General features: G+C 72.5%; 9 protein-coding genes. 8 read left to right on the top strand and 1 reads right to left on the bottom strand.

Features of this window, described 5'->3' with window-relative positions:
* Positions 1-17: 17 nt before the first annotated feature.
* The 4 genes from ACIBCM_RS27390 (at position 18) to ACIBCM_RS27375 (ending at position 5,588) form a co-directional block, all read left to right on the top strand.
* Entirely contained in the window at positions 18-2,372 is a 2,355-nt protein-coding gene (locus ACIBCM_RS27390) for an N-6 DNA methylase (protein WP_399247677.1), read from the top strand.
* A 169-nt stretch (positions 2,373-2,541) separates the two neighbouring features.
* The gene (locus ACIBCM_RS27385) at positions 2,542-3,270 is read left to right on the top strand and encodes a hypothetical protein (RefSeq protein WP_399247675.1); all 729 of its coding nucleotides are present in this window, start codon (positions 2,542-2,544) and stop codon (positions 3,268-3,270) included.
* Positions 3,267-4,775: a protein kinase gene (locus ACIBCM_RS27380; RefSeq protein ID WP_399247673.1), complete on the top strand. Its 1,509-nt coding sequence runs from the start codon at positions 3,267-3,269 to the stop codon at positions 4,773-4,775. The genes ACIBCM_RS27385 and ACIBCM_RS27380 overlap by 4 nt, the downstream gene beginning before the upstream one ends.
* Before the next feature lie 294 nt (positions 4,776-5,069).
* On the top strand, positions 5,070-5,588 hold the full coding sequence (locus ACIBCM_RS27375) for a GtrA family protein (protein WP_399247671.1): 519 nt from the start codon (positions 5,070-5,072) through the stop codon (positions 5,586-5,588).
* On the opposite strand, the gene ACIBCM_RS27370 is transcribed toward ACIBCM_RS27375, so the two are convergent.
* Positions 5,562-7,046 (bottom strand): D-glucuronyl C5-epimerase family protein, encoded by a 1,485-nt coding sequence (locus tag ACIBCM_RS27370; protein WP_399247669.1) that lies wholly within the window; start codon positions 7,044-7,046, stop codon positions 5,562-5,564. The two genes, ACIBCM_RS27375 and ACIBCM_RS27370, sit on opposite strands and share 27 nt — an antisense overlap.
* Positions 7,047-8,059: 1,013 nt before the next feature.
* Here ACIBCM_RS27370 and ACIBCM_RS27365 point away from each other — a divergent pair.
* The 4 genes from ACIBCM_RS27365 (at position 8,060) to ACIBCM_RS27350 (ending at position 12,734) form a co-directional block, all read left to right on the top strand.
* Complete coding sequence (locus tag ACIBCM_RS27365) at positions 8,060-8,710, top strand: SurA N-terminal domain-containing protein (RefSeq protein ID WP_399247667.1); 651 nt, start codon at positions 8,060-8,062, stop codon at positions 8,708-8,710.
* Positions 8,711-8,907: 197 nt separating this feature from the next.
* Positions 8,908-9,882, top strand: a complete 975-nt coding sequence (locus tag ACIBCM_RS27360) for a nucleoside triphosphate pyrophosphohydrolase (protein WP_399247665.1) — start codon at positions 8,908-8,910, stop codon at positions 9,880-9,882.
* A gap of 534 nt (positions 9,883-10,416) precedes the next feature.
* Positions 10,417-11,673, top strand: coding sequence for a cytochrome P450 (locus ACIBCM_RS27355; protein ID WP_399247663.1), 1,257 nt, complete (start codon positions 10,417-10,419; stop codon positions 11,671-11,673).
* Between the two features lie 113 nt (positions 11,674-11,786).
* Entirely contained in the window at positions 11,787-12,734 is a 948-nt protein-coding gene (locus tag ACIBCM_RS27350; RefSeq protein ID WP_399247661.1) for a transglycosylase family protein, read from the top strand.
* The last annotated feature ends 127 nt before the right edge of the window (positions 12,735-12,861 follow it).

Here is a 12,861-nt window from a genome sequence, read left to right as displayed (position 1 = left end):
ATCACGGAGGCCAGCAGGTGCCAGAGAGCGCAAGCGAGGTGACCGCGGCCGGGATCGCCCGGCTCGCGGGAGTGGGACGGGCCGCGGTCAGCAACTGGCGGCGGCGCCACGCCGACTTCCCCAAACCCGTCGGCGGTACGGAGACCAGTCCGTCCTTCGCCCTCACCGACGTGGAGCGATGGCTTCGTGACCAGGGGAAACTCGCCGAGGTCCCGCTGCGGGAACGCGTCTGGCAGCAGCTCGCCGACCACCCCGCCACCGCCGCCGACGTCCTGGTGCAGGCGGGCTGCGCCCTGCTGCTCGTACGGGACCGGCCGACCACCTGGCAGGAGCTGACCGCCCGCTCCGACGAGCGCATGGCGGAACTGCTGCCGACCGCGCTGGAGCAGGCGCTGGGCTCCCGCTTCGGCGACGGGCGCACCGAGCGCGCCAGGCTGTTCACAGGCCCCGGGCGCTCGGCCGGCGTCCGCCCGGAGAACCTCGTCCCGTTCCTCCGCTCCACCGGTGAACTGGCCGGGCAACTGGGCACCCGGCAGACGTACGAGTTCCTCCTCGGGAGGTTCCTGGACGCGAATCTGCGCCAGTACACACCCACCCCGCCCGGCCCGGCCGCGCTCATGGCCGCCATCGCCGTACGCGGCCCCGGCCGTACCGTCCTCGATCCGGCGGCCGGCGCCGGCACCCTGCTGTGCGCCGTCGAGCACCCCGCCGTCCTCTGCGCCCAGGACGCCGACACCGGCCTCACCGCGCTCACCGCGCTGCGCCTCGCCCTGCGCGGCGACGCCACCGTGAGCGCCCGCTCCGGCGACACCCTGCGCGCCGACGCCTTCCCCGATGTCACGGCCGACGCGGTGCTGTGCCATCCGCCGTTCAACGAACGCAACTGGGGACACGAGGAGCTGGGCTACGACCCGCGCTGGGAGTACGGCTTCCCGGCCCGTACCGAGTCCGAACTCGCCTGGGTCCAGCACGCGCTGGCCCGGCTGCGCCCCGGGGGCACCGCCGTGCTGCTGATGCCGCCCGCCGCCGCGTCCCGACGCTCGGGCCGCCGGATCCGGGCCGGGCTGCTGCGCCGCGGGGCGCTGCGGGCCGTCATCGCGCTGCCGGCGGGCGCCGCGCCTCCCTACGGCATCCCGCTCCACCTCTGGGTGCTGCGCAAGCCGGACGCGGGGCGCAGCCCGTCGCCGGAGCTGCTCTTCGTGGACACCACCGAACTCGCCGGGGCGGGCGGGGGCCGTGACCGGCTCGACTGGCAGGCCGTGCACAACGCCGTACTCGACGCCTGGGAGCCGTTCGACGGGGCCGGGGCCCCGGGCCGCCGGGCGGAGGACCGCGCCGGGGTCAGCCGGGCCGTGCCCGTCATCGAACTCCTCGACGACGATGTGGACCTGGCCCCGGCCCGCCATGTGCCGCCCGCCGCCACCGGCGGGGACGCGGACGAACTCCAGCGGGTACGGGACCGGCTGGCAAACACCCTCAAGCTCACCGGGAAACTCACCCCCGCACCCGGCGAGCCGGGACGGGCGGCCCCCGGCCTGGCCGCACCCTGGCCGACGACCACCATCGGTGAACTGGCCCGCGCGGGCGCGCTGGTGATCCGCGCGGGCACCGCGTCCGCCGTACCCGGATCACCGGGATCCCCTGGATCGGCTGGATCACCGGGGTCGTCCGGGGCGCCTGGGTCGTCTGTGTTGTCAGGGTCGTCAGGGTCGTCAGGGGGGACAGTCCTCACCGAACAGGACGTCCTCGCCGGGTCACCGCCGTCGGGCGTGCTCCAGGAGGTGCCCGCGGGCCCGGAGAGCTCCGCCGTATCCGGTGACCGCGCGGGTACGGGCGGCACGGCGGAGGCCGGGACGGTCGCCGGGATCCCGGCCGGGGGCGTGGCACAGGCACCGGCCCCCGCCCGCCCCGATCCGCCCGCCCGCCCGGAGGAGGACGCCGTCCGCATCCAGGAGGGCGATGTCGTCGTACCCGTCCACGGCGGCGGCACCGTCGTCCGCGTGGTCGACGCGGCCACCGCGGGCGCCGCACTCGGCCGCAGCCTCCAGTTGCTGCGCCCCGACCCGGAGGCGCTGGACCCCTGGTTCCTGGCCGGGTTCCTGCGCGGTACCGCCAACACCCGGCAGGCCAGCAGCTATGTCTCCACCGCGACCCGGCTCGACGTACGACGGCTGCAACTGCCGCGGGTGGCTTTGGCAGACCAGCGGCGCTACGGTGAACGCTTCCGCGCGCTGGCCGCGTTCGAGGACGCGCTGCGGCTGGCGGGGCGGCTCGGTGAGCAGTTGGTGCAAGGGCTGTACGACGGCCTCACGGACGGCACCGTACAACCGGACGGCGCACCGCGGCCGAACCGCGGCCGGCGAACGGCCTGAGCGGGACCGAACGGACTGAAGAGCGGACTGACATGCGGAATCGGGGGTTCACATGTCCGGAGTGGCCTATCGGGCAACAGGCGGGCACAACCCCTGAGCCGTTGTCGTCATCGGTGTATACGCTCGTCCCTACCCACCTCGCCTCGTCCCCAGGTCACCAGGAGCAGGAATGCACGGCCCCGGCTATGCCCCTCAGCAGTCCGGTCCACCGTCGACCGCGGCGGCCATCGTGCTCCGCGTGGTGTTCCTGACCCTCTCGGTGTTCAGCTGCGGCATGCTCGCCTGGGCCACCATGCTGCGGGTCGCGACCATCCGGCGGCGGGCATCCGACTGGGTCCTGTTCGTGGCGAGCTTCATCCTGACGGTCGTCCTGCTCATCGTGATCTCCGAGTGGGGCGCCCAGGGGAACGACCCGATCAACGGCGTCGACTGGGCGGTGCTGATGTCGCTGTTCGGCCTGGCCATCGGGTCGGCCGTCCACTACCTGATCATCGACATCCGCCATCTCGACATCCGCCGGGCCGCGTGGTCGGGGCAGACGGCCTCGTTCAACCCCGGGGTCACCGGGGGCTTCGGGCCGCCGCCGGCGAACCACGGGTACGGGTATCCGCCCCACCAGACCACCCAGCCCTCCGCGGCGCCGGGTTACGGCTACCCGCCCCCGGCCGCCGCCCGGCCTCCCCAGCCCCAGCCCCAGCCGCAGCACCACCCCCAGCCGCACGCTCAGCCTCAGCTCCACCCGCACCAGAACCCGGGCACCCCGGTCGCACCGGTGCCGCACGCCCCCGCGCCGGGCCCCGCCACCCCGCCCGCTGCCGCCGACAAGCCCCGGATCGACCAGGTCCGCGCCGAACTCGACGAACTGAGTGACTACCTGCGCAAGGAGCAGGGTCGGTGAACGGACGCGTCGTTTCGGAGCGGTACGAACTGTCCGCTCTCATCGGACAGGGCGGTATGGGCCAGGTCTGGACGGCGTACGACCGGCGGCTCGACCGCCGGGTGGCGGTCAAACTGCTGCGGCCCGACCATATGGCCCACGGCTCCGACGCCGACGAGATGCGCCGCCGCTTCGTCCGCGAGTGCCGGGTGACCGCCCAGGTCACCCACCCCGGACTGGTCACCGTCCATGACGCCGGCAGCGCGGACGACGACCTCTATCTCGTGATGCAGTACGTCGAGGGCGCGGACCTCGCCGACCACTTCGCCGAGCACGAGCCGTACCCGTGGCAGTGGACCGTCGCGGTCGCCGCCCAGCTCTGCGCGGTGCTCGCCGCCGTGCACGCGGTGCCGATCGTGCACCGCGACCTCAAGCCGCGCAATGTGATGGTCAAGCCCGACGGCACGGTGACCGTCCTCGACCTCGGGGTCGCCTCCGTCATCGACACGGACACCACCCGGCTCACCCACACCGGCTCACCGATCGGCAGCCCCGCCTATATGGCTCCCGAGCAGGCGATGGGCGGCGCGGTCGGCCCGTACACCGACCTGTACGCCCTCGGGGTGCTGATGCACGAACTCCTCAGCGGGAACGTGCCCTTCGCGGGCTCCACCGCCCTCGGTGTCCTCCACCGGCATCTGTACGAGGCCCCGCTCCCGGTCCGCCGGATGCGCCCCGACATCCCGGAGCCGCTGGAGGCCCTGGTGCTGCGGCTGCTCGCCAAGGACCCGCAGCACCGGCCGTCGGGTGCCCAGGAGGTGTACGAGTCACTCGCGCCCCTGCTGCCCCAGCGCGGTGTCCCCAGCGGGCCGCTCGACCCCACCCGCCCCTTTCTGCGCCCGCACGCGCCCTGGCCGGACCGGGCCACGGCCGCCCCCCAGCCCGCCCCGGTCGTCGCGCCCCCGCCCGGGCGGCCCGATGTGGCCGCCGCCGTGGACGAGGTCAAGCGCCTGCTCGGCGAGGGCAGCATCGCCCGGGCCGTGGACATCCTCGGCGGTATCCTCCCGGCCGCCGCGGCCGAGCACGGAGAGCGCTCCCCGGTCGTGCGTATCCTGCGCAAGCAGTACGCGACGACGCTGATGGACGACGGGCAGTACCGCCGCGCGCTGCCCGAGCTGCGGCGGCTGGCGGACGACCGGGCGGCCGAGGCGGGCCCGGCCGATCCGCAGACGCTCCAGTTCCGCTACGACGCGGCCCACTGCCTGGAGCAGCTGGGTGAGGCGGCCGCCTCCATCGCCGAGTACCGCGCGGTGCTGCCGTACTACGAGAACGGCGGCGACCAGGCGCGTGCCTTCGACGTCCGCCACCGCATCGCGAATCTGATGCTGGCGGTCGGTGACCACACGGGCGCTCGGCACCAGTTGCAGAGCCTGCTCTACGACGCCGAGCGGACGTACGGGCCCTACCACCAGCTGCCCGTCGAACTGCGCAGGGCGCTGGAGCGGCAGAGCCGGTTCCATCCCTGAGGAACCGCCTCCGTCGGTGACGTACCGCCGTGATCGACGGCCCTGACCGTATGTGACGCACCGCCCTGGCCGACCACTCTGGCCGAGGGCCGTGACCGAAGGCCGTGACCGACGGCGTCGGCGTACCCCGGTGACGTAACGCTCCGAGGAACCGCGGGGCCGCTCCCGCTCGTCCCCACGGCATACGGGAAGTCCGAGCCCAAGACGTACGGCCAGGACATACGGCCATGACGTACGCTGCCCGCGTCCTGGTAGGGACGGGGACATTCACCAGCCAGGGGAGCCGGCGAGAAGATGACAGTCCAGGGCCAGCTGGTCAGATTCGCCCTGGTGGGTGCGGTCAACACCGGTACGTACTACGGCGTCTACCTGGTCCTGCTGAACGCTCTGCCGTACGTCGCCGCGCATGTGGCCGCTTTTGTGCTCAGCATGATCGGCTCCTTCTTCCTGACCTCCTACGTCACTTACCGGACGCGGCCGACCTGGCGGAAGTTCCTGCTGTTCCCGCTGACGAACGCGGCGAACTTCACCGTTACGACGACGGGGGTCTATCTGCTGGTGGACGTGTTCCACTTCGGCAGCCGGTACGCGCCTCTGATCGCGGCCGCCGCCGCGATACCGGTGACCTTCGTCGTCTCCCGGGCGATCATGCTGCGCCCGGAGCCCGGGCCGGCGCCCGCGCCCGCGCAGGAGCGCGGACACGGGCACAAGCACGGGCACGGGCACGGGCCGACGCGGAACCCGGCGGCGCGGCCGGGGGACCCGGCCGCGGGTGACGGGCGGGCCTCAGCGTCCGTCGGGCAGAATCTGTGAGGCGGGCGCCCAGAAGTCGGTGAGCGATCCCGCCGTGATGTGCACCATGGGCCGGCCGTTGACCACGGCCCTGCGGTCGAAGGGCGCGGTGGACGCCTTCGCGAACCGCACGGTCTTCGTCGCCAGGACGTCGCCGTTCTCCGCCACCTTGATACAGCCGATGCTGACGGCGGCGGGGAAGGTGGCCACCCGGGTCGGGCGGTAGACCGACGCGAACCACTCGCCCCGCAGATACGCCTTGGGGTACGCCTCGGGCGTGTACCAGCCCTTGGCCGTGCCCGCGCTGATCTGGTAGTGGATCCCGCGCCCCTGGATACGGATCCGCTGGGAGGCGGGCGCCGAGGTGGGCTTGTTGAACGTGAGCTTCTTCGTCGCCGTGATCGCGCCCGTGGGGCCGAACTTGTAGAAGGTGTGCTGACCTCCGGCCAGAGCGATCTGGCCACCCGGCGAACCCAGCGCGGGATGCGGGTAGTCGTCCATCAGCATGTCGGAGACATGGGCGGACTTCCTGCTGCCGGAGAGCCAGTGCAGCTGCCGCATCAGCTTGACGTGCACCCCGTGGTATTTCGCGTTCGGAACACCGTGGGTCAGGCAGTAGTCCGACATCCAGTTGGTGTTCCGCATATTGGGGTAGTACGCGAGGAGCGTCGTCAGCGAACCGTCGAAGAGTTTCTCCGCGAGCGGATTACCGGTCATCTTGTGGTAGTCCCACAGCCCGAGCGCCGCGAACATGAAGCCGTTGTACGTGAAGTCCGAGACGGTCGGCTTGTTCTTCGGGTACTCGTGGATCCACAGGTAGCCCGCCCGGTCCTTGGCGACCACCCACGGGTTGGCGTTGTCCGCCACCAGCAGGGAGGCGAAGGCGCCGTCGGCGATCTTGCGGTACAGCTCCTTGTCGGCCGGGGACACACCGTCGAGCAGGGCGAGCTGGGAGAACAGGCTCAGTGCCTCGCCCTGGGCCATCCCCGAGTACCAGGGGGCCTTGTAGGCGACTCCCTTGTGCGCGCCGGAGGACCAGTCGAAGGGGTAGGGGAACCACCAGGCGGCGCGCGCCCTGACCTTGCGGTCGATCAGCCGCTTGGCCTGCGCCTGGGCCCTCTTGAGGTAGAAGTCGTCCTGGGTCTGCCGGTAGCTGGTGACGTTCTGGAGGCCGTACTGGATCTGGCTGACCGGGTGGTCGTACTGCCTGCCGTTCACCAGGTGCATCCGCACGCCCTCGGCGTCATGCGGTCCGGTGTCGACCCGCAGCGCCGTGTGGTCGCGCCACGGCTGCATCTCCTCGGGGACGTCCGTGACGCAGGTGTAGCCACCGGTCTTGAACTGGAACGGCAGTCCGCTGGTCACTGCGGCGGCGGAGCGCCCCTCCAGGGCCCAGGAGCCTCCGGTGGCCAGCGCGGCGATGCCGGTCGCTTTGATGAGCGTTCTGCGGCTGGGGCCGTTGTACGCGGCGTCTTTCATTCAGTTCTCCCGATCGGGCCGGATATGCCCGTTGTCGTGTGTCGGTCCGGTTGACCGTGGCCCGCGTGCCGGCCGGGTCGAACGTGGCCCGCGTACCGGTCCGGTTGACCGTGGTCCGTGTGTCCGCTCCGTGGCAGCGGTGGGCGTGCCATGGGGCGCGAGCACCGTGCGACGCGGTCCGCGGGCCGGGTGCCCCTGGCGGTCCGTGTCCCCACGGTGGCCCGGGTCGCCCCGGTGGCGGCCGGTGTTTCCCCCGCGACTGCCCGGGTTGCCCGTGCGGCGGCCTGTGTTTCCCCGTATGCGTGCGGGGCGGACGGCGCCTGTGGCGGACGGTGCCGGCCCGTGGACCCCGAGGGGGCCCGGCCGGCGGTGTCCGCGGGGGGAAGGCGCCGGCCCTCGCGGTGAACGAGCGATGTCATGCGGTCTCTTTGCCGTCTCTGCCGAGTGCGAAATACCCGGCCGCCCGTCATTTCCGGCGAAGGGTTTCCCTTCGCCCGTGGCCGTGATCGAGATCACGAATCCCACGGGCCGGTCCACTTGTTCGGCCGCGGAAACTCTGGCCGGTCACGGCGAACCGGCCAAAAGACTAACTGTTGAGTGCAGCAACATGAAGAGGGATAACGGTGGTGGGCGTGTTACCCGCGGTGCGGGAGCGCCTTTTCGGCGGCCGGGAGCGGCGGGGAGCGGCGAGGGAGTGACGGGAAGCACCCGATGGCCGCGGAGGTTCTGGACCGGCCGCACGCGGAGGCGGGCATTCCAGGCATCCGTCCTGTGCCGTGCGCCCTGCCCCCGGGCGGGCGGACTGTGTTCTTCCGCACCTTCCACCGGAACGGCCGCGCCGGGCACGGATATCCCGGTGGCCGGATCGGACCGGCGCGTACGAATCGAACCGGGCCTACGGATCATTGACCGAATCAGTGACGGCGAAGTAGTGGCCCGGACCACCCTCCACTGCCTAACATCATCACCTCAGGGCTTTGTGAACCACCGCACAATCACGCCGGGAGGCTCCTTTGCACCGCCGCCGTCGCACCGCGATCATCGTCTCCACCGCGCTGCTCCTGGCCGCGCCCCTTCTCAGCGCCTGCAGTGACCAGGCCCACCCCGGCGCGGCCGCCGTCGTCGGCGGGGAGCGGATCGAGGTGTCCACGGTCCAGGGAGCGGTCAAGCAGGTGCGCACCGCGCAGGAGAAGTCCCCGGAGGCCGCCGAGCTGATCAAGAACAGCGGGCAGATCAGCCGGGCCAAGCTGTACGACCTGATTGTGAACAGGGTCGTCCAGCGCGCCGCCGACAACGCGGACGTGACCGTCAGCCGCAAGGACATGCAGGCGGCCCGGACCGCGCTGGTACGCCAGGCGGGCGGTGAGGAGCAGCTCGCCTCGATGTACCTCCAGCAGCGCGGGGTCGCCCCCGACCAGCTCGACTCCGTCATCCGGCGGGACATCCTCATCGACAAGCTCGCCCGCTCCATCAGCGCGGCCGACGAGGCCGAGGGCCGGCAGAAGCTGAACGAGGCGTTCACCACCGCCGCCAAGTCCCTCGACATCGACGTCAACCCGCGCTTCGGCGCCTGGGACAACCAGAAGCTGGAGCTGGGCGACTACAAGGCCCCGTGGATCAGCCAGGTCACCAAGCCCCAGGAGCCCGCCTCCGCCGGCGCCTGACGGGCCCCGCCCGGCCCCCGGTCCCGAGCCGCCCGCCCCCGGCGCCCGGTTCTCCGTCCCGGGGCCGGTTCTCCGTCCCGCCCCCGCCCGCCACGCCGGCATCCGGTTCTCGGCCCCGCCCGCGGGCCCGGTTCTCCGTGCCGCGTCCGCCCGGCCTGCGGAGTCCGGCGGGGCGGGCCGCGGGGTAGGTTCGAGGGGTGACCACCTCTTCCTCCGCTCCCGACGGCCGTATCGTCCTGCTGACCGCCAGCCACCGCGTCGCGCCGGGGCTGCTGTCCTGGCCCGCCTGGCAGACGCTGCACGCGGCCGACCGGGTCCTGTGCGCGGACGCCTCCCATCCGCAGCTGCCGTATCTGCGCGAGGCCGGGGTCACCGTGGAGATCGCCGCGCCCACCGCGGGGGAACTGGTCGACGCCTGCTCCGGGGGCGCGACCGTCGTGGTCGTCACCACGGGCGAGGGCGACCGGTCCCTGACCGACGGGCTCGCCCGCCTCGCGGGCTCCGGCCGGGTCCGGATACCCGACCTGGAGCTGCTGCCCGGCTCGTACGACCTCCCGGGGGCCCGGCTGCTCGACGTCGTCCAGGTCATGGACCGCATCCGCGCCGAGTGCCCCTGGTCCTCCGTACCCACGCACCGGGCGCTGGCGAAGTACGGCATCGAGGAGGCGTACGAACTCGTCGAGGCCATCGAGGACGGCGACCGCGACGAACTGCGCGAGGAACTGGGTGACGTCCTGCTCCAGGTCGTCTTCCACGCCCGGATCGCGGAGGAGGACGAGGAGGATCCGTTCTCGGTCGACGACGTCGCCGCGACGATCGTGGAGAAGCTGATCCACCGGCATCCCCATGTCTTCGGCGACGAGAAGGCCGAGACCCCGGAGGACGTCCGGCAGATCTGGCTCCGCACCAAGGCGGTCGAGAAGCAGCGCGACTCGGTGACGGACGGGGTGCCGCTCGGTCAGCCCGGCCTGGCGCTCGTGGCGAAGCTCGCGTCCCGGGTCCGTACGGCGGGACTGGACGTACCGCTCCCGTCCGGGGCGGGCGTCGGGTACGACCTGCTCGCCCTCGCGATGGAGGCGGAGTCGTCCGGCACCGACCCGGAGGCGGCGCTGCGTACGGCGGCCCGCGCGTACCGCGACGCGATCCGCACGGCGGAGGGCCACGGCGACTGACGGGCCTGGCCGGCCCGCGAGGCCCAGCCGCCGGTGGGGCCACCGGACCGCGGGGCCACCGGCCTCACGCTGCCCGGGGTACGGGCCCGCTGAGTCGGGCGCGGGGCCTCCGGGCAGTCGGGAGCGCCGGGGTTACCGTGCTGACCAGGGCCGGGCAGGTACGGCCGGCCGCTCTCGGCGGGGGCATATTCACCAGGTCCGGTTGCCCGGGGCGCGGGCGCGGGGCCCTCGGGCAGTGGGGAGCGCCGGGGTTACCGTGCTGATCAGGGCCGGGCAGGTACGGCCGGCCGCTCTCGGCGGAGGCGTACGTACCAGGTGCGGTTTCCTGGGGCGAGGGCGCGGTGAGTCGGGCGCGGGACCCCGGGGCAAGCCGGGCAGCCGGGGTCACCGTGCTGACCAGGGCCGGGCAGGTACGGCCGGCCGCTCAGGGCGGGGGCCTACGCACCGGGTCCGGTTGCCCGGGGCGCGGGCCCGGTCACCCCGCCCCCGGCCACCCCGCCACCCCGCCCCCGGGCCGACGGGTAACGTCGGGGGGTGAGCAGCCGCACCCCCGCGCCCCACCCCGCCCCCGAACTCTTCACCTGGGAGTTCGCCACCGATCCGTACCCCGCCTACGCCTGGCTGAGGGAACACGCGCCGGTCCACCGGACCACGCTCCCCAGCGGTGTGGAGGCATGGCTCGTCACCCGTTACGCCGACGCCCGGCAGGCCCTCGCCGACCAGCGGCTGTCGAAGAACCCCGTCCACCATGACGAGCCCGCCCACGCCCGGGGCCGCACCGGCATCCCGGGGGAGCGCAAGGCGGAGCTGATGACGCATCTGCTGAACATCGACCCGCCCGACCACACCCGGCTGCGGCGGCTGGTGTCCAAGGCGTTCACACCCCGGCGGGTCGCGGAATTCGCCCCGCGGGTCCAGGAGCTGACGGACCGGCTCATCGACGGCTTCGCCGGGCGGGGGAGCGCCGATCTCATCCATGAGTTCGCCTTCCCGCTGCCCATCTACGCCATCTGCGATCTGCTCGGCGTACCGCCCGAGGACCAGGACGACTTCCGGGACTGGGCGGGAATGATGATCCGGCACGGCGGGGGACCGCGGGGCGGGGTGGCCCGGTCGGTGAAGAAGATGCGCGGTTATCTGGCGGAGCTGATCCACCGCAAGCGCGAGTCCCCGGGGGACGATCTGATCTCCGGGCTGATCCGGGCGAGCGACCATGGGGAGCATCTGACGGAGAACGAGGCCGCAGCCATGGCCTTTATCCTCCTCTTCGCCGGTTTTGAGACGACCGTGAACCTCATTGGAAATGGCGTCTATGCCCTACTTCGCCACCCGGAGCAGCGAGCCCGTCTCCAGGCGTCCCTCGACGCGGGGGAGGCCGGTCTGCTGGAGACGGCGGTGGAGGAACTGCTGCGCTACGACGGGCCCGTCGAGATGGCGACCTGGCGCTTCGCGACGGAGGCGCTGACCATCGGCGGCCGGGAGATCGCCGCGGGTGATCCCGTACTGGTCGTGCTGGCGGCGGCCGACCGCGACCCGGAGAAGTTCGGCCGGCCCGATGTCCTCGACCTCTCCCGGAGTGACAATCAGCACCTCGGATACGGGCACGGCATCCACTACTGTCTGGGCGCGCCCCTGGCCCGGCTGGAGGGGCAGACGGCGATCGCGACCCTGCTGCGGCGGCTGCCCGACCTGAGGCTGACGGGGGATCCGGCGGATTTGCGCTGGCGTGGCGGCCTGATCATGCGTGGACTGCGCACCCTGCCCGTGGAGTTCGCGAACCGATACAACTGACGGAAAGTCAATTCCGTGACTCGGGCGTGATCTGCACATCATCGACTTGTGACAGACGTTCGGGTGCCGCTACCTTTCACCCCCGTCCCGGGTGTCACGTGAAAGGCAACTGCATGCTCTCCGGAAATGGTCGCCATCGCCGTCCCCGTCAGGCCCCTGCCATCGTCGTCGCCGCGGGGGTGACGGGATCCGCCATCGCGATCCCCCTCCTCGGCGCGGGCTCGGCGTCCGCGGTCGACGGGGCGGTGTGGGACCGGGTCGCGGAGTGCGAGAGCGCGGGCCTGTGGAGCGCGAACACCGGCAACGGCTACTACGGCGGACTCCAGTTCTCCCAGCAGGTCTGGGAGGACTTCGGCGGTACGGAGTACGCGGCCCGGCCCGATCTCGCCAGCCGCTCCCAGCAGATAGCCGTCGCGGAGAAGGTCCTTGCCGCGCAGGGTCCCCAGGCGTGGCCGTCGTGCGGCACGCTCGCGGGGCTGGCGCCCGGTGGCACCGATACGGGGGCGGCGGTCGACCCCGGGCCCGCGCCCGCACCCTCCGGTACCCCGTCCGGCGCTCCCTCCGGCACCCCGGCTCCCGGGCAGAAGGCCCCCGGAGAGCAGAAGGCGCCCGGGGCGAAGGCACCGGGAAAGAAGACGCCCGCACCGGGGGCGACGGCCCCGGCCGCGCCCGGCGGCGGCAGCGCGGGCAGCGGTACGCCCGGCGCCGAGCCCGCGCCCGAGGCGACCGGCTCCTCCTCCGCCGACCCGGCCGACCCCACCGCGCCCACCGGCCCGGGTGGTGCGGACAAGAGCCGTGGAACGGACGGCGATCGCGCCTCGCGGAGCGACTCCGCGGCCCGCCCCGGCGCCAACGACCAGAAGCAGACGGGCGGTACCGGCGCCGCGGAGGTCCCGCCCCTCACCTACACGGTCAAGCCCGGCGACAACCTCTGGGCCATCGCGGAGGAGAAGAAGCTGGAGGGCGGCTGGCCCGCGCTCTACGAGACCAACCGGGAGACCGTCGGCGCCGATCCGGACCTCATCCTTCCCGGTCAGAGCCTTGAACTGGGCTCGGAGTAGCGGGAATCCACCCGGAAATCGCGCCCCGGTTCACACCTCTTTGTCCGATTCTGCGCAAGTGAGACATGGGTCTCTTTGCCGAATCCGGCCCATCCCGTCCGGCGGAATGTTTCATTCCGTACTCGAC

The sequence above is a fragment of the Streptomyces sp. NPDC051018 genome (genome assembly GCF_044456085.1).
In the GTDB taxonomy this organism is placed as follows: Bacteria; Actinomycetota; Actinomycetes; order Streptomycetales; family Streptomycetaceae; genus Streptomyces.
Note: the sequence above shows the minus strand (reverse complement) of the source record. Positions and strands in the feature narration are given on the sequence as shown.

What these genes read in the sequence shown, in the direction of transcription:
- ACIBCM_RS27385 (WP_399247675.1), top strand. Translation starts at nt 2,542, where the DNA reads ATGCACGGCCCCGGCTATGCCCCTCAGCAGTCCGGTCCACCGTCGACC.
- ACIBCM_RS27375 (WP_399247671.1), top strand. Translation starts at nt 5,070, where the DNA reads ATGACAGTCCAGGGCCAGCTGGTCAGATTCGCCCTGGTGGGTGCGGTC.
- ACIBCM_RS27370 (WP_399247669.1), bottom strand. Translation starts at nt 7,046, where the DNA reads ATGAAAGACGCCGCGTACAACGGCCCCAGCCGCAGAACGCTCATCAAA.
- ACIBCM_RS27350 (WP_399247661.1), top strand. Translation starts at nt 11,787, where the DNA reads ATGCTCTCCGGAAATGGTCGCCATCGCCGTCCCCGTCAGGCCCCTGCC.